A 21,470-nucleotide genomic window follows, 5' to 3' on the forward strand; every position below is an offset into this window, starting at 1 on the left:
TTCGTTTGTTAACCGGCATGCTTTAACCAAGCCCATTCGGCGTCGTAGACTGCCTTCACGAGGTCCGGCCTGTCGTCGCCCGGCAGCTCGCGCTGGATCGTTCTTCCAGCACGATCGTGATACCAAGCAAGACAACGATACGACGCCCGAAATTGCATTAGCTGCGCCGGATCGATTGACAGTTGCACGCCCGGAATCGCCGCGGTGACAATGTCGCGTTCGTAAATGGACGTGATACCGGCAATCTTCCACTTGCCTTGTTCGTGTCGCAGACGATATTGCGAGCGGCAATAGGAGGTGAGATCGGCTTCAACGCCATCGACATCAATGCGGAATTCGATGCCGAGGGGAAGTTCTGCAATTGCTCGCCCACTGCAGACGTGCACAGTCGGCGGAGAAAGGCGATGATGTCCCCAAGCCGTTTGTGCGGACTGCTCCTTAGTGCGGCGCACGAATTCTTTCGCGCTGTCGTCAATCCAACTCATGTTAATGAAAGCATCGTCAGTGAAGCCGTCAGCCCAATGCTCCCACCAGCCACGATCGCGGTTCTGACGCTCACCGAGAACCGCTTGTGTTACCTCACTAATGTTTTCGGACATAAAATGTTTTCTCAAATGGTAGTTAACTGTTGAGCAACTGAATCGTTTTTGCGATGCCGCGTGCACCGGCGATACCCCGCTCATAGACGATACTGCCGTCGATACCGACATCGGCCATCGCCACCGCGAACAGATCCATGTCCTCCTCCTCTAGGCGCGAGAGATGGCCAACGGTTTGCTCGGTGATCATTGTGTTGAAGTAGGTCAACGAATTGCTGAACGCGCTGCCGAGTTTCAGCGCTTCAACGGTCTTGCGCGGATCAAGCCCACAGCGGCTAGCGAGGTCGAGTACATCAGCGATCGCGGCCTGATTCATGATCATCAGCGTGTTGTTGAACAGCTTCGCGTATTGCCCCGCTCCCGTTGCGCCCATGTATTGGACATGGCGCGAAAAACTTTGGAACACCGGCAAGCATTGCTTCGCGACTGCCTTCGCCCCTCCGACGTACGTCGTCAGCCGGCATTCTTCCGCAGCCGGCCTACCGCCGCTGACGGGGGCATCGAGCGCCTCGACGCCGCCCTTGGCGCAGATTTCGGCTATTTCCTTGGCCTTCGCTGGCGTACCCGTGCCGTGATTGATGACAATGGCTCCTTTACGCAAATGTTGCAGTAATCCGTTCCGCAAGAGTTGAATTACATCGTCGTCGCTGCTGATGCAAAGACCGACGACTTCACTCGCCGCCGCCAGTGACTCAATACTGTCGTGACGCGTGAACGCCGCGCCTTTGAGGCCGGTATAATGCTCGGGATTTCGCGCCCATACGTGCAGATCATGCCCAGCCCTTGCTATTGCGGCGGCCATCAATAGCCCCTGATCGCCGAGCCCTACAAAGCCGACGGCGATTGACTGCGTGTTTGGCTTGTTCTCACTCATATGTTTGCTCCGAATCGTTTTCATGTTGAGTTAGCGCAGGCCGAATCATTCGGCGGTGTAAGCAGTTTCGTAGGTCGCGCCCGGCACCAGCTCCCCGTGACGCTTGATCAACTCCGATATGGTGACGAAGCGAAAGCCCTTTATAGACGGGCCGAGAAGCTCAAACTGAGCCATCTCGACCGAGCACTGCGAGGTGTCGTGCGGGAACAGGATGTCGCCATACATGGCGCTCGACACGATGCGCTCGGTAATACTTGCGGCACTGGCGAAATAGCTGGACTCATCGGGATAGATGCTCCAAAGCACAATTCCCAGCCCATTAGCGCGCGAGGCGTTTGCGGCTTCAGCGTTAATTACGCCGAACGGCGTTCGCAACACATATGGCACGACACTACTCGTGCGTTCAATCATGTGACTCGCACCTTCAATTTCCGAACGCAGTACGCCGTTGTTCACATCACTGAATCGCGCATGCGTCATCGTGTGGTTGCCGATGGCGTGCCCCTCGTTGACCATGCATTTCAGAATTGATGCATTGGGTTCGATGCTGTTACCCATGACGAAAAACCTCGCTTTCGCATCGTGTTGCTTAAGAACATTGAGCATCGCAGGCGTTGTTTGCTCGTCGGGGCCATCGTCGAACGTTAGCGCGATGAATTTCTCGTCGCTCCTGCTGGCCGCCTCGTAATTGTCCTGGGTGTGCGCGGTACTCCCCTAGCAGCAACAGACCAAGAATTGTCGCGACCAGTTGCTTAATCTTTTCCCTTCCTTAAGTTCCACCGGACGCATGGTAGACTGATCTGAACTCAACAATAATCACCAAAATTGCGTACAGGTCGTGCGGAAATACGAACAATGCCCATCAATCTTAAAGACTTGAGCGACTTCGTCGTGGTCGCTCGCGCCATGGGCTTTCGCGATGGCGCGCGCGCTAGCGGCGTCAGCGCCTCCAAACTCAGCGAAGCCGTTCGCCGGCTCGAAACGCAACTCGGAGTGCGGCTGCTGCACCGGACTACACGTAGTGTGGTACTCACCGAATCAGGGCGACGTTTGCTCGAACGACTTGGCCCGGCCTTGATAGAGGTCGAGGCCTCGCTTGACGCTGTCAACAGCGCTGGTCGCAGCCTCACCGGCACCTTGCGACTCAACGTCCCGGTCTATGCAGCGCGGCTAATACTGCCGAAAATAATTCCACACTTTCTTGCCGCGAATCCTGGCGTTCGGATGGAAGTCACCGCCGAGAGCAGCGTCATCGATGTGCTGGAGGCGGGCTACGACGCTGGCATTCGATACGATGAACGGCTCGAACAGGACATGATTGCGGTGCCGATAGGTCCAAGCAAACAGCGCTTTGCAACGGCGGCGGCTCCCGACTATCTAGCACGGTACGGGCGACCTCGGCATCCTGGTGAGTTGCTGTCCCACGCCTGTCTGAGCAGCCGCTTTGCAGGCGGCGCGTTGGAAATCTGGGAGTTCGAGCGCAAAGGTGAAGTGGTCAAGATCACTCCCGCCGGGCCACTGATAGTGCGCGCTGGCACCACCATCGATCTCGCGGTTGATGCCGCGATAGCGGGAACGGGAATCATTTACCTCTTTGAGGATTGGCTGCGACCCCATTTTGATAGTGGAGTGCTGGAGCCCGTTCTCGAACAATGGTGGCAGGATTTTTCCGGACCGTTCTTGTACTACTATGGCAATCGCTTGGTGCCTGCGCCTTTGAGGGCCTTTATCGACTTCATCAATGCGCAAAAATGACCAATAGGCCCGCTATCTCGAAAAATGGCAAGAGACGCCCGAATTATTCGGCGCTCTCGATGGACTGGTGCGTTTCAGCGATAACCTTTCTTGTGAAAGTGTGATCATGCGCGAGTTACGAGCCGGTCATCGGCCGCTCTTTCACAGTAATCGCTGGTTTGACTCAATTGATCCAATAAAATCTTTGTGGCGACTCCTGTGTCGATCTCGCGTGCCGCGCCGCGTTATCAGGTAAACGATGGCAGCCTCAGTAGGGAATAAAAGGTGACATCGTTGCACGACTAGCTATTCGATCACATAAATACCATGATCCACATGGCCAGCTAGCGTCTGCGCAATCAAGTCCAGACACCAATCGGGGCTCCAGCTAACAGACGCAGCATTGGCTACAGACAGTCGAGATCTGCTAAGCAATATCCTATCAATACTCAACGTTTTTAAGTACGCCAATGCTCGTACTACTCACCTCGATTAGTTGGGCATACTAGATTCTGCTCCAAGGGTTCATAACTAATCCCATCTGCTGCGTAAGATAATTAGAGTGAATTAGTATTCTTCATTAGCAACTGGAGCGGTGTTGGCGAAGTTCGGCAAGAGCAGATACGAAGCTCGAAGACACGGTCGTTCTCGTATGACCTGACACCTGCTGCGGACGGTACCCGTAAGTAGCAGGAGGTTAAATGAACCGGTGCAGTGGTAATTTCGCTCATTTAGGCCTCAACAAAAATCGTCAATGCGCTATATTCGATCCGTCGCTATAGCAGTGAAATTGGATAGCTGATAATCAGCCGGTTCTCATCAAACTCGTTGGTACTGAAATCCCGCCGCAACGTGGAGTTGCGCCACTTCACATTGAGATTCTTCGCAACACCGCTTTGCACAACATAGGCCAATTCTGATTCTCGCCCCCATTCTTTGCCATCAGTGGCCGTACCGACATGGGCGTTGTCACCACTGATATAACGCGTCATCAATGTCAGCCCTGGGACACCCTGAGCAGCAAAATCATAGTCGTAGCGCACTTGCCAGGATCGCTCTTTGGCGGCGTCATAACTGGAGTTGTAGCTGTCGTTGGCCAAGCTGGTGCCGGCGGTGCCGTTGACACGCATCCAGCCGTTATCGCCCGACATACGCTGACCACCCAGGTAGAAGGTGTGGGCGCCGATCTTCGCCGAAAGCATCGCCGACAAGGCCCGATTTTCCAGGTCGCCGGCCAAGGCCTTGCCATTTTCCTCACCGCTGAAGTAGCCGAAATTGGCACCCAGCATCCAGCCGGCCAAGGATTGACTATGGTTCACGTTGAAGTAGCGTTGCTGGTAAATATCCGCCAGCTCCGAGTACCACACACCCACCTGGGTTTTCTTGTCATTGAACTGGTATTCAGCGCCACCAAAGTTGAAACGGTCCGAGGTCGCATCGGGGCGGCCACTCATGAACATGTCTTCCATGCTCGCATCATTGCGCGGGCTGTTGGCGCGAAACTGGCCACCGTACAACGCCAGGCCGCTGAACTCCCTAGAAGTCACTTGCGCGCCACGAAAAGTTTGGGTAAGAGAACGGCCGTCATCGGAGCGTAGCACTGGTAAGATGGGCGCCCACTCCCCTGCCTTGATTTCCGTATCCGACACCTTGGCCTTCAACGCAATCCCAAGTCTCCCGAAGTCATCTGCCGGACGGCCATCACTGTGCACCGGAAGTAACTGGGTATTGGCCGTGCCTTTACCGCCGTCAAGCTTCACCGAGTACAAGCCCAGTACGTCAACGCCGATACCCATGACACCTTGCGTGAAGCCTGACCGGGCATCGAGGATAAAACTTTGCGTCCACTCCTCAGCCTTAGCTTGCGGGTAGTTGACGTGGACGAAGTTGCGGTTTAGATAGAAGTTGCGCAGGTTCAGCGACGCCGTGCTGTCATTGAGAAAGCCTTCGGCATAGCTGCTGCTGGCAGTAAAAACCAGGTAGGTGAGCAAGACAGAATTGGAACGGCAAAGGATCTTCATTTTTATTATTCCTTTTATATAAAACAGCTTCCCAACGCGGACAAACGAGTATCGCTAGAGAAAGAGTTTTGATTTTAGAGTGACGAACTAATTAGTCTTCAGTGCAAGATGCCCCCTAAAAGGGACGAAGTACAATACGGCAACCCAGCGATCGGTGCGAAGTAATGACGCTTTATATTCCAAATTTAATCCAAGCTCATGATGATTAAGGTCCGCAAGGAGCCGAATGGGAGACGGGTTGTGAAAGTTCAGAAAACATAAATCGATGAGCATCAAGCGCTCCTAAAGGAGTCAATTATTATTGGATTTGTTCAAACTGCCTTATATATGGCCCGAAAGGAAGGTACAGTTCTGCCAAACAGTCAACAGCTGAACCCATAATGACGAAGGTGTTGCGCCATGACGCGCCAAGCTCCTGCGTATCAAGCGGCAAACAAAATAAGCGACGGTGCCCCTACGCCCCGTGGAAGCAGTCATCGCTGCGTGATTGTCCATTTAGGATTCTGGCAAGTATTGGTGGCATCCTGTCTGCACAATCGACTAACGATCCCACCCCTCCATGGCTCCCAGCGATGGAAAAACACGCACGAGAGTTCTCAGCAGTAGTTGCCACACCTCCAACATACGAAAATCGCAGTTGTTACTGACTATGCCCCCCCCTTGTGCATGTACCGGATTCTGAGCTGGAAGACCGTTACATAGGTAAAACTGACCCTCCGTCCCGATTTCTCGATGCGGAGGCACTATGGAGCTCAGAGATCAGGGCGCTTACGACGTATTGTCAATTTTATTGCGTGTGCCTGCGTTAAGCTTCTTGTTCAGAGGCGAACGGCGTTGTCACTCGCTGCCTATGCTGCGAACGCTACCGATCGATGGCGACCTTTTCCCGCGTCAATTGTCGGGCTGGTAAATAGGAACAGCGAACTGCCCGTTATATCAGGCAGCAATACACCCGGTGCAGCCGATCACGGAGGGTACCAACGCGCGGGGGTTAACGGCTCAATAACCACATGAACGGTGTTTTTTAGAATACCTAAGATGACCACCGAAAGTTTGCGCAAGCATCCCGCGCTCAGTACACAAGACAGATAAATCGTGTGCTCAACTACATCGACGCTCACCTTGATCAACCTTTAGATGACGGGCATTTGGGCCGCCAACGCCAATTTCTCGCGTTTCCATTTTCATCGAATTTTCGCCGCATAGATGGAAGAAACGCGAAACGCTTGGCAGCTATGAGCAGAGTCCACGGCTCGAGACGGCGGCGTTCCGGCTGTCCTGTGGTAGCAATGAAACAGAGCTTGAACTCGCGTTGGCCGCCGGCTTCCATTCGGGCGAAGCGTTTGCGCGAGCCTTCAACCCCAAGTTCGGCTGCACGCTATCGGCCTGGCGCTCCACGACTCTTGAGCGGCTAAAAACTCAGGCGGCCGCGATCGGGCCGCAACCAGGCAACCAAGAGAGCAAACCTGATCAGGTCTTCGGCAATATCCATCAGGAAGACGAGCACGCGTTCAGGGAACCTGATGGTTCTCATCGGCTAACGAAAGAAATTGCCATGGATGTATGCATTATTGATTTACCAAAATCACGTGTCGCATATCAACTTTTGATCGGTCCATATGGGCCAGCCATCGGCGAATTGCGGTGCGGTACCATTACGCGGTGGATGCACTCAAATGGCCTCAGTGATCAAACGTGGTACGGCATAGGTTATGACGATCCCTCTCTCACGCCAGCAAGTGCCGCTATGACGGTTGCGTCGAACTACCCGCGCCTTTTGTTGCTAGCGACTAGGCGGATACTCAAACTCTGCCGCGCGGCCGTTATGCCGTAGCAAGTTTCAAAGGGAAAGTTGAGGGTTTAGCTAACGCCTGGATGTGGCTGGCTCGTGAATGGATGCCGTCCAGCGGAATGCAATGCGACGACCGGCCTTGCTTTGAGATTTTTTCTGCGACCACAGCACTTGACGTCCACACCGGAGAGTTTAGCTGCGACATCTACATTCCAGTGCGGGCGCTGTAGCGTAACTCCCGTGTGCCACCTCGATTAAGGGAGTGAGCAAGCAAAAAATAACCGCCTATTTCCTTATATATGAACGCGAGGATGGACAAAATCCAAGTTTCGTGCTGCTACTGCCTACCGGCCTTGATGTTCATAACATTTTTCCTAGGCGGCTCGCCAAACAGCCGTTTGTATTCTCGACCAAATTGATTGGCACTTTCATAACCGACCATTAAGGCAGCTTGGATGACATCATAATTTTCAACGAGCATCAGGCGTTGAGCCTCATCTAACCGCAGACGCTTTTGATACTGCAGGGGGCTGAGTGTTGTTATTTTCTTAAAGTATTTATACAAAGTAGAAGGTGCCATATTAAGCTTTGCGGCTAATTTGTCTACCTGCAGCGTTTCCCGATAATTTTCCCGCAGCCACATAATCGCCTGGTTGATGTTATAACCTTGCGAACCCACCGTATTCAAAAATCGAAGCTGATGTCCAAAGGGTGTTGTCAGCAGTCGGAAGTGTATTTCTTGATATATCAAAGCGCCCAGCGCCTCCGCCTGCTCTGGTTTATCGAGTAGTTCAAGCATCCGTAAAACGGCATCAAGCAATTCCGGGCTGAGCTCTTGCACCGCAGCTCCAACTGCCGTGTCAAGATTATACTCCACGGACTGTGGAGTTTTCGCCGCCAACGCAGCTATCAAGCGTCTGTCCAAGTCCAGGGAAATTGACAAGTAAGGTGTTTCCGGGGTCGCTTCCAAGAGACAGCTGGTGACGGGCATGTTCACACCGGAGATAAAACACGTGTACTCCCCGAATGAAAAATCCTTGATTCCAATACGAACCCACTTCTTTCCCTGTACTGCGACGATGAGTATGGGATTGTAGAAGTGCAGATTTGCCGTGTCTGAATGGTCATAGCGGTGCAGCGTAAAACCCTCTATAGACGTGGAAAACCGGCCCGCCTCAGGGAGAAGGCCAAGCAGTATGTCCCTGAGCGCCACACGACCATCTTCAACTGCAAAACGATAGTTCTTCACCAACTATTACCTCCCGTGCCTGAATGTTGGGGTATGGCCGACACTTACACGCTGCCAGAGCAAATTATGATACACGCGGCAAACGCAGAATATTGGAAATATTCAACGCGTAGAGAATCAGGCAGCAACCATATAGAAACATGACTATTGTCTTTTGGCAGCTTCTGAGAGTATAGCCAGCTCGGGCGACTCCTGACTAAGCACTTGATTTCAGATGCTTCAGGATTACTCATTCACTGATAAAGTTGGACGCACTAATATGCCGAGTAATAATATCGAACGTAAAACTTACACAGCACTTCCTCCTACCGTAGGGCCCTACTCGCATTCAGTGAGAAATGGCAATGCGTTATATCTGTCAGGCTTCACGGCATTCGGGACTGAGGCCCAAGGGCAGAGCCTTGAAAAACAGACCAATGCTATTTTTGAGCAAATTAAAACCGTTGCCGTTGAGGAAGGCATCGACATGTCTTCACTCTTGAAAAAGTGACTATATTTATTACCGATTTTAGAGAGGCTGGCGAACTGTGCAAAGTGCTCGTACAGCACTATAATGGGCATTTTCCTGCCAGCTCCCTGGTCGAGGTTTCGAAGTTGTTTTCCCCGGAGCTGAATATCGAAATTGAAGCTATTTTTGGGGTGTAACTGGCGGTTGGTGGTCTGACCTCTATTTTAACGCCAGCTGTCCGGCAGCGTTCGGCCGATGCTGTTGAAAAAGTAGCACCCCTATCTGACCTTCGGCAAAAACTCAGCATTGACCGGCGAGGGATCAAACAGCAGGATGGCACAGTTATCTAGTGGGCAACCTGGAAGGGAAAGACCATCACCGATGTGACCAATGCACACGGTGTATCCCCTGTTTCAGTCTGCTCATTCGTTACCCATTGGGAAGATACATCCGCCCGCACGCAATAGTGCTTTCACCCCTACGATCAACTGCATGAACTTTGGCTCAACTGCTCAAAGAGCTTCGAGCCCCGGGCGCACTTGCGATTGCGAATCGTGCTTGGCGCTCCACAAGACGATGTGTAGCAGCATCGGAATGAGGTCTATGCCATTGTCAACCGATAAAAGTCCTTGCGCCGGTCATCGGGGTTGGGCTCCTTCGAAAGAGTTCCTTGCTCCTCGAGAGAGGCAAGGCGAGAAGCCAGGACGTTGGTTACGATTCCCTCTTCCAATTTAAGGAATTGGCCGTAGGTCTTTTTCCAGTACATACGATGTCGCGGATGATCAGCAGAGACCACCGATCGCCGAATACCTCCACGCTATAATTCAATACGCAGCTAGACCGAAAGACCTCTCTACGTGTCGTTTTCATGGCCGAATTTTAGCATTATTTGCAAAACGAGTAAAAAATCGGCCTTTAACTTGTATTTAGCAAGTGAAAAGCTTGGCACGACGTCCACACCGAGCGCAGTCGTCGAGTTGCTCGACGCTATGCCCATGAAAGTTCAGCATATGAACACTATCAGCATCATCGGCTCGGGTGCCGTGCCCGCGGCTATCCTGGAGACGGCAAGAACCGCTGGCCCGCTGCGCAACTCCGCGATCGTGCATCTCTGCTACGACGGGCGTTCGGGAAGGGGCCCGCAGACAAAACTTGGCACGCGATCGGCGACGAGAGAATCCCTTTCCGCAAGATCGCCGAGGTTATAGCCGCTCGCCTGGGAATACCCGTCGTGAGCATCCCCGCGGACGAATTGAGGCTGCCGGGCTACTTTGGGTTTTTGGCGGCAGTGGCCACGCTAGCCTTCCTCACATCGAACGCCATCACCCGCCAGGCTTTTGGCGGGAACCCAGTTCAGCCCGGTCTGAACGAGAACGTCGACAACGGCCATTACTTTGCGCCGACTGACTTGAGTTAACGGCGGGGCGCTGGGTCGCAACTGCGTCCGCCTATTTTCCGAACCCCCATCACCCATGAGGAGCACGTATATACACGTTTTTGTTACCGGTGGCATCGGCCATTCCGGTCCGTACATCATCTCCGATCTTATCGCCGCTGGCCATGAGGTCACTGCCCTGGCTCGGTCCGACAAGGGCGCGGCGGTGGCAACTGCGCTCGGCGTCAAGGTAAGTCGCGGCAACCTCGCGGACCTCGACGGCTCATGGAGGGGGCCGCTGCCTCGGACGGCGTCAATCACCTCGCGCACCGGCAGGACCTGATTCCAACCGGCGGGATCAACGCCGTTGTGGCCGCGGAGCTTTATATTATGCTCGCCTATTGCGAGATACTGGCCAGAAGCGCAAAGCCGCTGGTCGTATTGGTCTCGACTAAACGAATGGTGAGGATCAATTACACAGAATGGATGCCGCCCCGAGTCGATATGTTGTCTCTTGAGTCGTGAAAGGAAACATTGACCTTTTGGTGCCACGTACACTAAACAGCTAACCTCAATTCAGCGCCCCCGCAAGATTCCGTGCCTTCTGAACCTTTCCTACCTGTGTCGTGTCATGCCCAACTGTTGAAGCCTAGGCGCCGTATACTGAGGCTTTAGCCTGGCGTACCCACTTCGCTGGCTGAGGCTCGGGCTTTTTCCTTGCATGTGTCTTGTGCTAGCTGACCGGCGATAAGCGCAGTTGCATTAACTGCTGCTCCAGTGTGTCGCCACGCGCCAGCTCTGTGGCGGCGTTTTGCAGTGTTTGAAGCTAAAACGCCTGATTGGTCGAGCAGTACTGTGGATCTCGAAAATCGGCGCGCACTACTCGACCACCATGGGATAGCTATATACCTAACCTTGGACACACTCTTGCTTTGCGGTAAACCAGGATCATTGAAAACGTGAATATGAGAATGCGCGGAGATCGTATTTAGAAATTCGCAGCTGGGCGATATCCGCAACGGCCGCTGCGATGCCCGGAGCAATCCCGAAGCCATGTCCACTCATACCTGTGACGATTGTAACGCCTGCGATAGGCCCAGCACCTACGATCGGCAGAGCGTCGGGCATGGTATCGATCATGCCCGCCCAAGATTTTTTGATGCCAAGCTCCCCTTGGTGCGGGAAAGAAAGAGCAAACAGTCGTTTTATGTATTTTAAATCTGTGGAGTTTGGGGACGGGTCGAGAATTCGACAATTCTCGAAAGGCGACTTATCTTCAGAATTCCAGCGTCGCGGAGTAGTCCATGCATCAGGAAAACCAGTTGGGGCTGCAATTTTCAAACGTGTACTAGCAAGCTCATTGCGAATTTGTGGAATATAAGCCCTAAAATGCTTAAAGGCGTCAGGTCCTATAAAAAAATCACGTGTTGCCCATGTAGCAAGCACGTAACTTCCATCCATCCGCCGGCGAAATGCCAACCTGTCATCAGCAGCCGCAGAATTATAAAAATTGCGCATCGGGTGCGTACTGAATACCGATGCTCGAACCGATAGCTGAGGAATTAGCATGCCGTGCTGGCGAAGGAGCAGGGAACTCCAAGCGCCAGCAGCAATTATAACGCGATCGCACTTGACTCTACCGTGTTCAGTGAATACTCCTTCGATTGCACCACTCCTAATATCTAGTGCGCGTACAGCGCAGTGTTCGCGGAAGATCACGCCATCAACCGCAGCGGCCTTCGCGATTACTGGTACAGCAGAAACGGGCTCTGCCGTTGCGTCAGAAGGAGTCGTCAGCGCGCCTATCCATCCATAGGAATCTGGAAAAAGTTTTTTAATTTCACGCTTTGAAAGCATTCGAGAATCAACACCCGAGCCCTTCGCCCCGTCTAACCACTGTTCGTGCTTGTGCATGGCGGCTTGATCTCTTGCCAAGTACGTTATGCCATTTTGGGAGTAGCCGATTTTTTCTTTTATCCCTGAGCTTAAACCGTTCCACATAGGAATTGAGTCAATCATTATTGGTAGTTCAGCAAAATCTCGTCCTTGCTGTCTAATCCACCCCCAATTGCGACTGGATTGCTCAGCCGCTATCCTCCCTTTTTCCAAAAGCAGCACCTTTAAACCTTCGTTCTGAAGTGCCCAAGCGGTAAAGACTCCTATAACGCCACCGCCAACGACGGTAACATCTACTTCACCTGGAAGTGGAGCCGTTATATGCGGGCATTGTTTTGGGGCAATACGAGATTCCAGCATGCGAACTCCCGAGTGTAAGTGCGAGGATGTAAACGATCCTGAAAAACGCACACTTATCAAGCAAACATTTTACAGTGGTCTGCTTGGGCAAAATTAAAGGTTTGTATTAGATATTTCTGATAAATAGAAGTGCTCGCTAAGGCAGCGTCGTCTACAACCAGGTAGTTCCAGCCACTCTACGAAAATTTCCGCCTGCTATTCCTGCAATTTCCAACCAAGAAAAACCGGCACGTCCCAGCTCCTCTAGTATTTCCCCAACCCGCTCTGGCTGAATACTGCGAAGGTTAGTGATTCCGCCATAAAACCTATTAGGCCACCATCTCTCTTCGTCATCACCTTCTGGAAGGTCACTGTGCCCGGGGATTAAAACCGTATCCAGTCCAATGCCCACGTATTCTGGCCCCACAGCCTCAGCGACGTATTGGATTTGACGGATATAAGAACTAGTAGATAAACTTGAATCTCCAAGGAAAACTTCAAGCCCAGTGATGCCAATAACGCCCCCACTTTCAGCACATGCTTTAATTTGCTCGTTATCAACGTTGCGAGGGTGATCGTACAGCGCCTTAATATTGGCATGGGAAAATACGGCCGGTTTCTCCGTACATTTCATAATGTCTAAGCTACTTGTCTTGCTGGCGTGGGCACAATCCACGATAATGCCGCACCGATTCATCTCGCTGACCATCGTCTTACCCAACTTAGTAAGCCCGTTTCCAGCTCCATGAATCCCGCCAGCGCATGCGTTATCTCTATTATACGCCAGCAGCATTTGGCGCACCCCTAAATCTGCATAGAGCGCTACCATCGCAGGATCAGACTCAAGCATATTAGAACCTTCAAGGTCAAATGTTATTGCCATCCTCCCCTCCTGCACAGCTACATCGATATCCGCCAGTGATCTTGCTAGAACGAACCGGTCGCTGTTGTGAGTAATCCAATCTCGAAATCCAGCAAGAACGCGAATAACCTGGACTGTCGATGTCATATCCATACCCACGTTAATCGACACATGATGGAACCCAGCATTTCTATACCGTTCAAGCGAGCTCATGTCTTGACCAGGTAATAACGGAAGACACGCATGAGCATCCCATAATAAGGGAAATCGCGACTTGCCAGTGTCGTTCTTTGCAAGAAAAGAAGTTTTCATCACGTTCACTCCTCTAGCGGAATTTCTGGAAGTTCACGCCCCGGCTCAGGGGAAAGAACCGAAGCTAACAAAAGCCGCGTATAGGCATGCTTGGGCGCTCGCATTACCGATTCAGTTGGCCCTACTTCCACAATCTGCCCATAACGCATAACGGCCACCCTATCCGACATGTGCTCAACGACAGCCAGATTATGGGAAATCATCAGACACGTGAGGTCCAATTCTTTCTGTAGCCGTTGCAGCAAATTCAAAATTTGCGACTGGATTGATACGTCAAGAGCAGACGTCGGCTCGTCGCAGACCAATACTCTGGGACGCACCACCAGCGCACGACCAATTGCGACTCGTTGTTTTTGCCCACCCGATAATTCTCTTGGTGACGCGTAAAGTACACGCCTCGGTAATCCCACGAGGTCAAGAATCTCAGAAGCGTTCTTTCGCCAGTTCTGAGGATCCCCTAGCGCTAATACCTTCTGCGGGTCTATCAGAATTTCCTCTACCGTTTTTTTTGGGTTCAGCGATGAATTAGGATCTTGCAATATCATTTGGATAGTTTTTGCGCGTTCCTTCCGTGAAAGAGTCGATAAATCCCTGCCTTCGATCTTTATTAACCCGCCAGTAGGGTTATCAAGTCCTAGAATGAGACGCGCGAGGGTTGATTTCCCGCAGCCGGATTCCCCAATCAGCCCGTGAACCTGCCCGCGATCAACTGTCAGACTCACGCCCTTAAGAACATGGACGTTCTCCGGTTTGGCGAAGAAAGAGGCCTTCGACTGATATGTCCTAAATACGTTATTGATTTCGATCACGGTGTTCATGCGCGTCGCTCCGAGTGCTCGTGTATCTGTTCAACGGATAGAATGCATCGGCTTTGATGTCCAGTTTCCACTGGCATCAAATCCACCTTCCGTTCAGTGCAAGTTGAAACCACGTTTGGACAGCGGTTCGAAAAAATGCAAGACGCCACCTCCCCGTACACAGCGGGTACTGAGCCGGGAAGCGATCCGAGCTCGACACGTTGGAAAGGCTTCGGAAGGCAGTTCAGCAGGCCTTGGGTGTAGGGGTGTGCAGGATTTCCGAAAATATGTTCTACCGTACCAGTTTCCACCACCTCTCCGCCGTACATAACCATGACGCGGTCGGCAATGTGCGCCACAACGCCAAGATCGTGCGTAACGAATACCACTGAAACTCCAAGCTCTGCCTGCAAAGTCTTAAGCAGTTTTAGAACTTGCACTTGGACTGTAACGTCCAATGCGGTAGTCGGCTCATCGGCGATAATCACGTCTGGCTTGCACATAAGCGCCATAGCGATCATCACACGTTGCCGCAAACCTCCGGACAAATGGTGAGGATACTGCTTCATCCTCGCCTCAGGAGTAACCACTCTTACAGTTGTTAGCAAGCTGATAGCTCGCTCTTCCGCTTCTGCTAAAGTTCCGCGCCCATGCCGAACGAACCCCTCCGTCAGTTGCTCACCAATAGTAAGAACTGGATTCAGCGATGACATGGGTTCTTGAAATACCATCGATATCCGGGCGCCTCTGACGTCGCTCCATTCACGCTCACTTAAAGCATTCAAATTTTGGCCAGCCAGGATGATATTACCACTTGAAATCTTAGCTCCGCTCGGCAGGAGCCCCATAATAGAAAGGGAAGTAAGCGACTTACCACATCCTGATTCTCCGACTATACAGAGCGTCTCCCCTTTCTTAACACTAAACGTCACGTTTCGCACGGGCCTTAAGGTTGCATCCCCAAGCGGTATATCGATGCTAATGTCATTGACTGTAAGTACGTCGGTCATTTAACGAGACCTCCTTCCGTGACCTGACTGAAGCCATCACCGAAAGTGTTGATGGTTAACACCAGCACTACCAGTGCTACTCCAGGCAAGTAAAGAAGCCATGGTTCGAAAAATATATACTGCTTCGCCTGAGCCAACATAAGCCCCCACGACGGTGTAGGCTCCTGTACACCGAAACCAATGAATGACAACGAAGACTCCAAAATTATTGCCCAAGACATTTCCAAAGTTGCGACAACTATTAGGGAACTTGCGATATTAGGCAGCATTTCTGAAAATATTATCCGCCAATGAGAGAATCCTAACATTTTTGCTGCCAGTATATAATCGGATCCAGCTATTTGCTGAGTAGCTGATCGAGACACGATAGCAAATCTCTCCCACTGTAAAAGACCCAAAATTAAAACTGTCCCTGACAGAGAAGGTCCAAAAACGACGACAACTGCCATAACTACAAGGAAGACTGGCAAACAAAGTCGACTGTTGATCACAAACATCAGCACATGATCTACCGCCCCACCGAAGTACCCAGCGGTCATTCCTATAGTTACTCCGATTAGCCCCGCAATAACCATCACCAGTAAGCCGATCAGGAGCGCGATACGAGCACCATAAATCATACGGGATAAATAATCTCGGCCAAATCCATCTGTCCCTAAAAAATGAGCGCCATCATGCTTTGCATACCCCCACGGTTCGTATAAGCGATGAGCTAAGTCCTGAACGTTAGGGTCGTGCGGAGCGATCCATGGAGCAAATATTGCGACGACACAGAATAAAATTAATAAGATCCCACTGATCATGATTTTCGAGTTCGTGCGCAGCTTTCTCAGTTCTGTAAAAAAACTTTTGTGTTGCGGTGCAGACAAAGTTTCGTTTACTGCTTTCATTATTTGATTCCTATGCGAGGATCAAAAAAGGCTTTCATAACATCTGCGATTAAAGTCAGTGCTACATAAAAAGCAGAGACAAGTATGGTCAAAGCCTGCAGCACTGGGAGGTCGGACCTTACGGTCGCGTCGTATCCCAACCAACCGATGCCCTGGAGTGCGAACACTTGCTCGATCACAATTGACCCCCCCAGCAGTGAGCCCAACTGAATGCTTGAAATGGAAATGATTGCTGGTACAACGTTTCGCAGAGAATGGCGTATTACAATTCGAGCTGGGCGAAGGCCTTTCGCACGGGCTGTACGCACATAATCGGAGCGAAGAGCCTCGATCAGCTCAGAGCGCGTCAGCCGGAGGATCGCGGGCATAGCGAAGATCCCTAGAACTAAAGACGGTAGGACAAAATTCATAACACCGCCACTGCCGGATATCGGGACCCATCGAAGGGTTACGCCGAAAATCACCATTCCAACAAGCGCGAGCCAAAACGACGGCAAGGCTTGACCAATTGCCGCAAGCAAAACAACGAATCGATCAATGACAGAATCCTGCCAAACTGCACCAAGCACGCCTAAAGGAACTCCCACTAATAGTGCAATTAGGAGCCCGGAAACCCCCAAAATCAGGGTGATGGGTACACGCTCGGAGATTAAAAAGGAAACGGGCTGACGGTAGTGGTACGATTGCCCAAAATCTCCGTGCAATGCATCGACGGCCCAATCAAGGTACTGAATTGCTATAGGCCTATCGAACCCATAGAATTGACGCACCTTAGCAATATCTTCAGCGCTCGCCTCCCTCCCTGCAATGGCACTCGCAGGATCACCAGCCAAATGTGAAACTGAAAAAGTTAAAATGGAAATGAAGAGCACACTGTTCTAGTGAGATGGCGGTGATCAAGACGGGGTAGTGCTCGATCTGCATGCGGGCGGCGATGTCGTTGCCATTGACCGGCAGATGTAGAGAGAGGAAACGGTACATGCTCCAGACGCGCTTTGGAAATGAGGAGGAGTTGCAGGGCTGCGAGGATCGAGACGTCTAGCTGATAGTCGAAGCCGGCTTGAGCGGCGGCCGCGCCCCGCAGGGGACGCCTTGCATCCGCGCTATAGGAGAAGGATGTGTCCGACGCGTCGGACTGCGATTGCTTGATGTCTCGACTATTATTTATCGACATCGTCGAACACCGAGCGCTTTGTCACTACGGGGGTGGAAGGCGGAGCTTCCTCCTTCTTTTGCGTCACGATGTGCGTCCAATCCGCTTCGTCTTCAGAGCTTTCATCATGCTGGCGCTTGCGCTCTTCAAGCGCCTCGACTGAGCGTTTCACGTGATCTCGCGCGTCGTCGATCAAAGCCGTGGCGTCCGCGTCGACACCAATCGTCTCAATGCGATCAAGCACGCCGAGAAGCTTTTTAAAATGGCTGTCAGGCTCTTCGTCCAAGTCAGCGTCGGCGGAGATCTCATCGATCCTCTCTTCGAGCGACGGCAGCACAGTTGTCCGCAGCGCCAAGCCCACACCGATAAGCCTTAGCGGCGGTATGACCGCTAGCATCTGTGGCTCGTCGAAGAAGGATACGTCGAGACCGTTGAGCACGGCAGATTCCAGCCTGTCGGCTACCTCAGAGCGCAGATCGTTAGGCAAGACGCTGAGGTGATGAGCACGTGCATAGGTGGCGATCCGGGGATCGTTGCTAGTTAGATCAGATTGCCAGCAGGACCGTCGAAGTAGATGGGGAAATTGCTCGACGGCTTTGACGAACACGGCCTCGCTCGAACGATAGGAGAGGAAGTGGAACAGCATCCAATTGCGGTGCAATTCGTCGGGCGTGCGGCCAAGTCGTGCGACCAGAGCGTCGTCGAGGGCTGTCTGGATGACAAGCGCATCTCGAATGAGCGGCGAGCCCTCGCACGTGAAACTGCTGAGAATGGTGTCGATAGTCGCGCCTCGTATGAGCGCCGCCATCATATGGGGCTTCTGGCGCAGAATCTCCGTTAGGGCGTCGGAGATCGTCGGATGGGCGAAGGTCCATTTTGATCCGGAAAGCTTCAGGAACGAGCCCTTCAGCTCAGCGAAACAATCCTGAATCTTACTGAGAGTGTACCCAGTCAGCTCGGCGACCGCCTGTGCGGCCGAAGCGTCATGATCGCTAGGATCGAATCCGGCCTGATGGACATACACGAGGATGAGCGCGGCCTGCAGTTGATCATCTAAGGCGTTGACGGTATCAATCAGATGCTCTGTCGGCTCCTCCATAAAGCGTACAAGTGAGCTTTCGCGGGGCGCTAGGCCCTTGGTGAAGTTTGGGTCCCCGAGACGTTCGGCGATCCCTGGGAGAAAATCGCGAACCGCAGCGACAGCGGTTAGATGCGGTTTGATGCTCGATCGCCAGCTCTGGCTCTGCTCACCGAAATTCACATGATTATAGAGAATCTGCGTCTTCTCTTCGAACGTCAACTCGCCGACATCCACCACCGCGCTACCGTCTGCGAATTGGGCAAGGTTGCGCTGCCCGAGCCGGCGCCGCGCCGCTTCATAGATATGTTTTCGAGAAGTTAGAAGAAATCGATTGCCATGTTTGATCGCGGCCCGCAGCTTGGAGAAGGCAGACGTCCAATCCTGCACGTAGTCGTCGCGTAGCACATTGGAGCCGAAGGCATCGTCGATCCAGAAGAAGCGTCCCGGATCATTAGGATTCCAACCCGCCTCAAAGTCGCGCGGGCTGGTCAAAGCAAGTACCGTGTTGTCTGGATTCTCCGACGCTATGGTCGACACGATGGCGCCAATCGCCGATTTACCGCTAGAGGGATTACCGAGTAGCAACACTACGCCGTGCTCAGCGATCGCGTTGACTGCATCGCGATGAGCCTGCGTAGGTACATAGGTGCGAAGCTTTGGAATCCAGCTGTCAAGCAACGCCCGGCTCTGCTCGCTGAGCCGCTCATCTACGATCGATGTGAGGTCGCCTAGGCCGTAGACCTGCGGAACGAGGGCCCGGAGGCGCGCGCTGCTCCTGATAACACGGACGATATACTGGCGACCGAGAATGTGCGGCTTACGCACGCCAAGCGCGCGGAGTTTGGCACGCATTGCGGATGCGACGGGCGCATCTACGCTCATGTTCGTCATGAAGGCGTAGGTCTCTGCTTGACCGGCTTTGACCAGTTCCTCGACATGAGCAATCTCGGCGGTGAGATCACTGAGCTTCAACGCCTTTGCGGCATCGGACGTATGCTTGCATTGCACGGTTCCGATCAGCAGGGCGTCGTTTTCTGCAGAAATGAGGAAGACCGCATCCTGACCGCCGTCTTGAGCTTCGCGGAAGATTTCCACGGGCCGGCCAAGCACGACCTCGCATACCTGGGAGCATAGATCCTGAAATGCGCGCCAACCGATGGTGTGAAGCGCTAGATCGCTCCAAGGGCCGTTTGCTCTACGTTCGGCCAGCACAGAAGACTTGATTAACACAGTCTCGCCCTTCATGCAGTGGCAACAACACGTGGAACGCTGATCGGCGCAGGAGGGATCTTCGCGTCTGTGAGGTCGCAATTTGCACCCAAATCAAGACGGTATTTGTATTTATAGAAGCAGCGCTTTGCCACCTCTCTAGCTGACGGCAGACAATAAGGAGGATCCATGGAAAGCCCAGCGCTGCACATCACTGGGAGGCTGGCGGCGTTCATAGAGGCTAGTAGTCGAGTGATTGTCTCAGGCGTCAAGCAAACCCCCACGGAGAAATATCTCGCCTACCTGATTCAACTGCGATTTCGTCGATCCAGTTGATCGAATTAGTAGCACTCACCGTTGTTCCTCACTTTGGCTTTCTCAAAGCCCTTCTTCCCTGATCAGTGATCGAAGGAGTCATGCCGCAGCGCGTCACTCCTTGGTCTCCTCAAATCTATCCTGTCCGACCTTGATCGCATAGCCTGACTTCGTACTGCTAATCAGCAGGTACCCGCTGCGCGCTCAGAAAATCCGTTGAAGGTCGCCCGATTTGCGGCATGTAAGCCTCAGGCGCAGGCGGCGGAACGCCGACCTCTAGTGCATCTAATAAGTCCGCCCAGTATTGCATCATCCTACGTCTCGGCTCGACGTATTCTGCATGATTGTATGCAGCCCGAATTTGGTTGGCATCAGCGTGTGAAAGCTGCACCTCAATCCACTCTTCGACAAAGCCAACCTCGTTGAGCGCCGTTGATATGGTGGCTCTGATGCCATGACCGGTGAACCTTCCTTGTAACCCATCCGGCTGATGGAGGTGTTGAGGGTATTTTCGCTGATCATTTCCTGCGGTTCATATCTGTGAACCAGCAGATACCGCGCACCGCGCGCCCTTAACTATGAAAGGGTCCCCTGAGATACCAAAGCTACCTAGATCCAGAATATCCGTGGGAGTAAATGTGGGAGTATTTTTTCGGCATGAAAAAGCCCAACCTTTTCAGATTGGGCTAAGTCATTGAAAAATATGGTCGGGACGGAGTGATTCGAACACTCGACCCCTAGCACCCCATGCTAGTGCGCTACCGGACTGCGCTACGCCCCGACTAGGCGTGTTACTTGGTTCGCTTCTTGACGAAGCGAACCGGAATATACCGCAAGCTTTTGAAATGTGGAAGTATTTTAAAAACTTGAATCACTTCTTCAAAACCACCAGCACATCTTCGAGTTCGGAGATCATCTGGCGGATCATTTGCTTGTATTGGGTGGTGTCGTCTTTGGCTTCATCACCGGACATACGCTGACGCGCGCCACTGATGGTAAACCCCTGGTCGTACAGCAACGCACGGATCTGCCGGATCATCAGCACATCCTGGCGCTGATAATACCGACGGTTCCCGGTGCGTTTGACGGGGTTGAGTTGAGGAAACTCCTGCTCCCAATAGCGCAGCACGTGCGGCTTTACCGCACAGAGCTCACTGACTTCACCGATGGTGAAGTAGCGTTTGCCTGGGATGACGGGCAGTTCGTCGTTATGACTTGGTTCCAGCATAAGCCTCAACTCGGGCCTTCAACTTCTGCCCTGGACGAAAGGTGACCACACGGCGAGCCGTGATCGGGATTTCTTCTCCCGTTTTTGGATTGCGGCCAGGCCGCTGGCGTTTGTCCCGCAGGTCAAAATTGCCGAAACCGGACAATTTGACCTGTTCGTTGTCTTCCAGAGCGTGCCGAATTTCTTCAAAGAACAGCTCGACCAATTCCTTGGCCTCGCGTTTGTTCAGACCCAACTCTTCGTACAGACGTTCCGCCATCTCAGCTTTCGTCAAAGCCCCCATACG

18 protein-coding genes, 1 tRNA gene and 3 pseudogenes are annotated in these 21,470 nt (G+C 52.5%); 5 read left to right on the forward strand and 17 right to left on the reverse strand.

What is annotated here, in order from left to right:
- Positions 1-8: 8 nt before the first annotated feature.
- The 3 genes and pseudogenes from BFW87_RS00595 to BFW87_RS00605 all read right to left on the reverse strand — a co-directional run.
- Complete coding sequence (locus BFW87_RS00595) at positions 9-599, reverse strand: nuclear transport factor 2 family protein (protein WP_078738074.1); 591 nt, start codon at positions 597-599, stop codon at positions 9-11.
- 22 nt (positions 600-621) lie between these two features.
- On the reverse strand, positions 622-1,473 hold the full coding sequence (locus BFW87_RS00600; RefSeq protein WP_139372373.1) for an NAD(P)-dependent oxidoreductase: 852 nt from the start codon (positions 1,471-1,473) through the stop codon (positions 622-624).
- 45 nt (positions 1,474-1,518) lie between these two features.
- Positions 1,519-2,133: pseudogene (locus BFW87_RS00605) on the reverse strand (polysaccharide deacetylase family protein); the annotation flags it as partial.
- Between the two features lie 195 nt (positions 2,134-2,328).
- Between BFW87_RS00605 and BFW87_RS00610 the strand changes: the two are divergent.
- Positions 2,329-3,228 (forward strand): LysR family transcriptional regulator, encoded by a 900-nt coding sequence (locus BFW87_RS00610; RefSeq protein ID WP_078738077.1) that lies wholly within the window; start codon positions 2,329-2,331, stop codon positions 3,226-3,228.
- A gap of 755 nt (positions 3,229-3,983) precedes the next feature.
- On the opposite strand, the gene BFW87_RS00615 is transcribed toward BFW87_RS00610, so the two are convergent.
- A complete protein-coding gene (locus tag BFW87_RS00615) occupies positions 3,984-5,228 on the reverse strand; it encodes an OprD family porin (RefSeq protein WP_078738078.1) in 1,245 nt (414 codons plus the stop codon).
- 1,312 nt (positions 5,229-6,540) lie between these two features.
- On the opposite strand from BFW87_RS00615, the gene BFW87_RS32135 reads away from it, so the two are divergent.
- Positions 6,541-7,062: a hypothetical protein gene (locus BFW87_RS32135; protein WP_217699401.1), complete on the forward strand. Its 522-nt coding sequence runs from the start codon at positions 6,541-6,543 to the stop codon at positions 7,060-7,062.
- On the forward strand, positions 7,038-7,250 hold the full coding sequence (locus BFW87_RS32495; RefSeq protein WP_217699407.1) for a GyrI-like domain-containing protein: 213 nt from the start codon (positions 7,038-7,040) through the stop codon (positions 7,248-7,250). Before BFW87_RS32135 ends, BFW87_RS32495 begins: the two co-directional genes overlap by 25 nt.
- Before the next feature lie 107 nt (positions 7,251-7,357).
- On the opposite strand, the gene BFW87_RS00625 is transcribed toward BFW87_RS32495, so the two are convergent.
- Entirely contained in the window at positions 7,358-8,269 is a 912-nt protein-coding gene (locus BFW87_RS00625) for an AraC family transcriptional regulator (protein WP_217699402.1), read from the reverse strand.
- Positions 8,270-8,483: 214 nt separating this feature from the next.
- Here BFW87_RS00625 and BFW87_RS32195 point away from each other — a divergent pair, with 214 nt between their 5' ends.
- Together BFW87_RS32195 and BFW87_RS32500 are read left to right on the forward strand one after the other, a co-directional pair.
- A complete protein-coding gene (locus BFW87_RS32195) occupies positions 8,484-8,759 on the forward strand; it encodes a RidA family protein (protein ID WP_254865839.1) in 276 nt (91 codons plus the stop codon).
- Between the two features lie 44 nt (positions 8,760-8,803).
- Positions 8,804-8,914 carry a hypothetical protein gene (locus BFW87_RS32500; RefSeq protein WP_368483939.1) on the forward strand — a complete coding sequence of 37 codons (111 nt, stop codon included), beginning with the start codon at positions 8,804-8,806 and terminating at the stop codon, positions 8,912-8,914.
- A 2,126-nt stretch (positions 8,915-11,040) separates the two neighbouring features.
- Here BFW87_RS32500 and BFW87_RS00650 read toward each other — a convergent pair.
- The 12 genes and pseudogenes from BFW87_RS00650 to ihfA all read right to left on the reverse strand — a co-directional run bounded on the left by BFW87_RS00650 (position 11,041) and on the right by ihfA (position 21,467).
- A complete protein-coding gene (locus tag BFW87_RS00650) occupies positions 11,041-12,348 on the reverse strand; it encodes an NAD(P)/FAD-dependent oxidoreductase (protein ID WP_078738081.1) in 1,308 nt (435 codons plus the stop codon).
- 151 nt (positions 12,349-12,499) lie between these two features.
- On the reverse strand, positions 12,500-13,501 hold the full coding sequence (locus BFW87_RS00655) for a dipeptidase (protein WP_078738082.1): 1,002 nt from the start codon (positions 13,499-13,501) through the stop codon (positions 12,500-12,502).
- A gap of 5 nt (positions 13,502-13,506) precedes the next feature.
- On the reverse strand, positions 13,507-14,319 hold the full coding sequence (locus BFW87_RS00660) for an ABC transporter ATP-binding protein (protein WP_078738083.1): 813 nt from the start codon (positions 14,317-14,319) through the stop codon (positions 13,507-13,509).
- On the reverse strand, positions 14,316-15,308 hold the full coding sequence (locus tag BFW87_RS00665; RefSeq protein ID WP_078738084.1) for an ABC transporter ATP-binding protein: 993 nt from the start codon (positions 15,306-15,308) through the stop codon (positions 14,316-14,318). Before BFW87_RS00665 ends, BFW87_RS00660 begins: the two co-directional genes overlap by 4 nt.
- On the reverse strand, positions 15,305-16,198 hold the full coding sequence (locus tag BFW87_RS00670; RefSeq protein WP_078738085.1) for an ABC transporter permease: 894 nt from the start codon (positions 16,196-16,198) through the stop codon (positions 15,305-15,307). Before BFW87_RS00670 ends, BFW87_RS00665 begins: the two co-directional genes overlap by 4 nt.
- Positions 16,198-17,070 carry an ABC transporter permease gene (locus BFW87_RS00675; protein ID WP_078738086.1) on the reverse strand — a complete coding sequence of 291 codons (873 nt, stop codon included), beginning with the start codon at positions 17,068-17,070 and terminating at the stop codon, positions 16,198-16,200. Before BFW87_RS00675 ends, BFW87_RS00670 begins: the two co-directional genes overlap by 1 nt.
- Positions 17,021-17,155 (reverse strand): annotated as a pseudogene (locus BFW87_RS31330) (DUF2859 domain-containing protein); the annotation flags it as partial. The pseudogene BFW87_RS31330 and the gene BFW87_RS00675, both read right to left, overlap by 50 nt.
- Positions 17,156-17,358: 203 nt before the next feature.
- Positions 17,359-19,527 (reverse strand): hypothetical protein, encoded by a 2,169-nt coding sequence (locus BFW87_RS00680; RefSeq protein WP_217699403.1) that lies wholly within the window; start codon positions 19,525-19,527, stop codon positions 17,359-17,361.
- A 607-nt stretch (positions 19,528-20,134) separates the two neighbouring features.
- Positions 20,135-20,532, reverse strand: a pseudogene (locus BFW87_RS32200) (tyrosine-type recombinase/integrase); the annotation flags it as partial.
- A 128-nt stretch (positions 20,533-20,660) separates the two neighbouring features.
- Positions 20,661-20,737: transfer RNA gene (locus tag BFW87_RS00690), tRNA-Pro, on the reverse strand.
- A gap of 90 nt (positions 20,738-20,827) precedes the next feature.
- Positions 20,828-21,184, reverse strand: coding sequence for a MerR family transcriptional regulator (locus BFW87_RS00695; RefSeq protein WP_003219935.1), 357 nt, complete (start codon positions 21,182-21,184; stop codon positions 20,828-20,830).
- Complete coding sequence (ihfA, locus tag BFW87_RS00700) at positions 21,165-21,467, reverse strand: integration host factor subunit alpha (protein WP_002553164.1); 303 nt, start codon at positions 21,465-21,467, stop codon at positions 21,165-21,167. The genes BFW87_RS00695 and ihfA overlap by 20 nt, the downstream gene beginning before the upstream one ends.
- Between the last annotated feature and the right edge of the window lie 3 nt (positions 21,468-21,470).

The organism is Pseudomonas fluorescens (assembly GCF_002022275.1).
GTDB classification, from domain to species: domain Bacteria; phylum Pseudomonadota; class Gammaproteobacteria; order Pseudomonadales; family Pseudomonadaceae; genus Aquipseudomonas; species Aquipseudomonas fluorescens_AJ.

What these genes read in the sequence shown, in the direction of transcription:
- BFW87_RS00600 (WP_139372373.1), bottom strand. Translation starts at nt 1,473, where the DNA reads ATGAGTGAGAACAAGCCAAACACGCAGTCAATCGCCGTCGGCTTTGTA.
- BFW87_RS00615 (WP_078738078.1), bottom strand. Translation starts at nt 5,228, where the DNA reads ATGAAGATCCTTTGCCGTTCCAATTCTGTCTTGCTCACCTACCTGGTT.
- BFW87_RS00595 (WP_078738074.1), bottom strand. Translation starts at nt 599, where the DNA reads ATGTCCGAAAACATTAGTGAGGTAACACAAGCGGTTCTCGGTGAGCGT.
- BFW87_RS00650 (WP_078738081.1), bottom strand. Translation starts at nt 12,348, where the DNA reads ATGCTGGAATCTCGTATTGCCCCAAAACAATGCCCGCATATAACGGCT.
- BFW87_RS00670 (WP_078738085.1), bottom strand. Translation starts at nt 16,198, where the DNA reads ATGAAAGCAGTAAACGAAACTTTGTCTGCACCGCAACACAAAAGTTTT.
- BFW87_RS32195 (WP_254865839.1), top strand. Translation starts at nt 8,484, where the DNA reads ATGCTTCAGGATTACTCATTCACTGATAAAGTTGGACGCACTAATATG.
- BFW87_RS00660 (WP_078738083.1), bottom strand. Translation starts at nt 14,319, where the DNA reads ATGAACACCGTGATCGAAATCAATAACGTATTTAGGACATATCAGTCG.
- BFW87_RS00610 (WP_078738077.1), top strand. Translation starts at nt 2,329, where the DNA reads ATGCCCATCAATCTTAAAGACTTGAGCGACTTCGTCGTGGTCGCTCGC.
- ihfA (WP_002553164.1), bottom strand. Translation starts at nt 21,467, where the DNA reads ATGGGGGCTTTGACGAAAGCTGAGATGGCGGAACGTCTGTACGAAGAG.
- BFW87_RS00655 (WP_078738082.1), bottom strand. Translation starts at nt 13,501, where the DNA reads ATGAAAACTTCTTTTCTTGCAAAGAACGACACTGGCAAGTCGCGATTT.
- BFW87_RS00665 (WP_078738084.1), bottom strand. Translation starts at nt 15,308, where the DNA reads ATGACCGACGTACTTACAGTCAATGACATTAGCATCGATATACCGCTT.
- BFW87_RS00695 (WP_003219935.1), bottom strand. Translation starts at nt 21,184, where the DNA reads ATGCTGGAACCAAGTCATAACGACGAACTGCCCGTCATCCCAGGCAAA.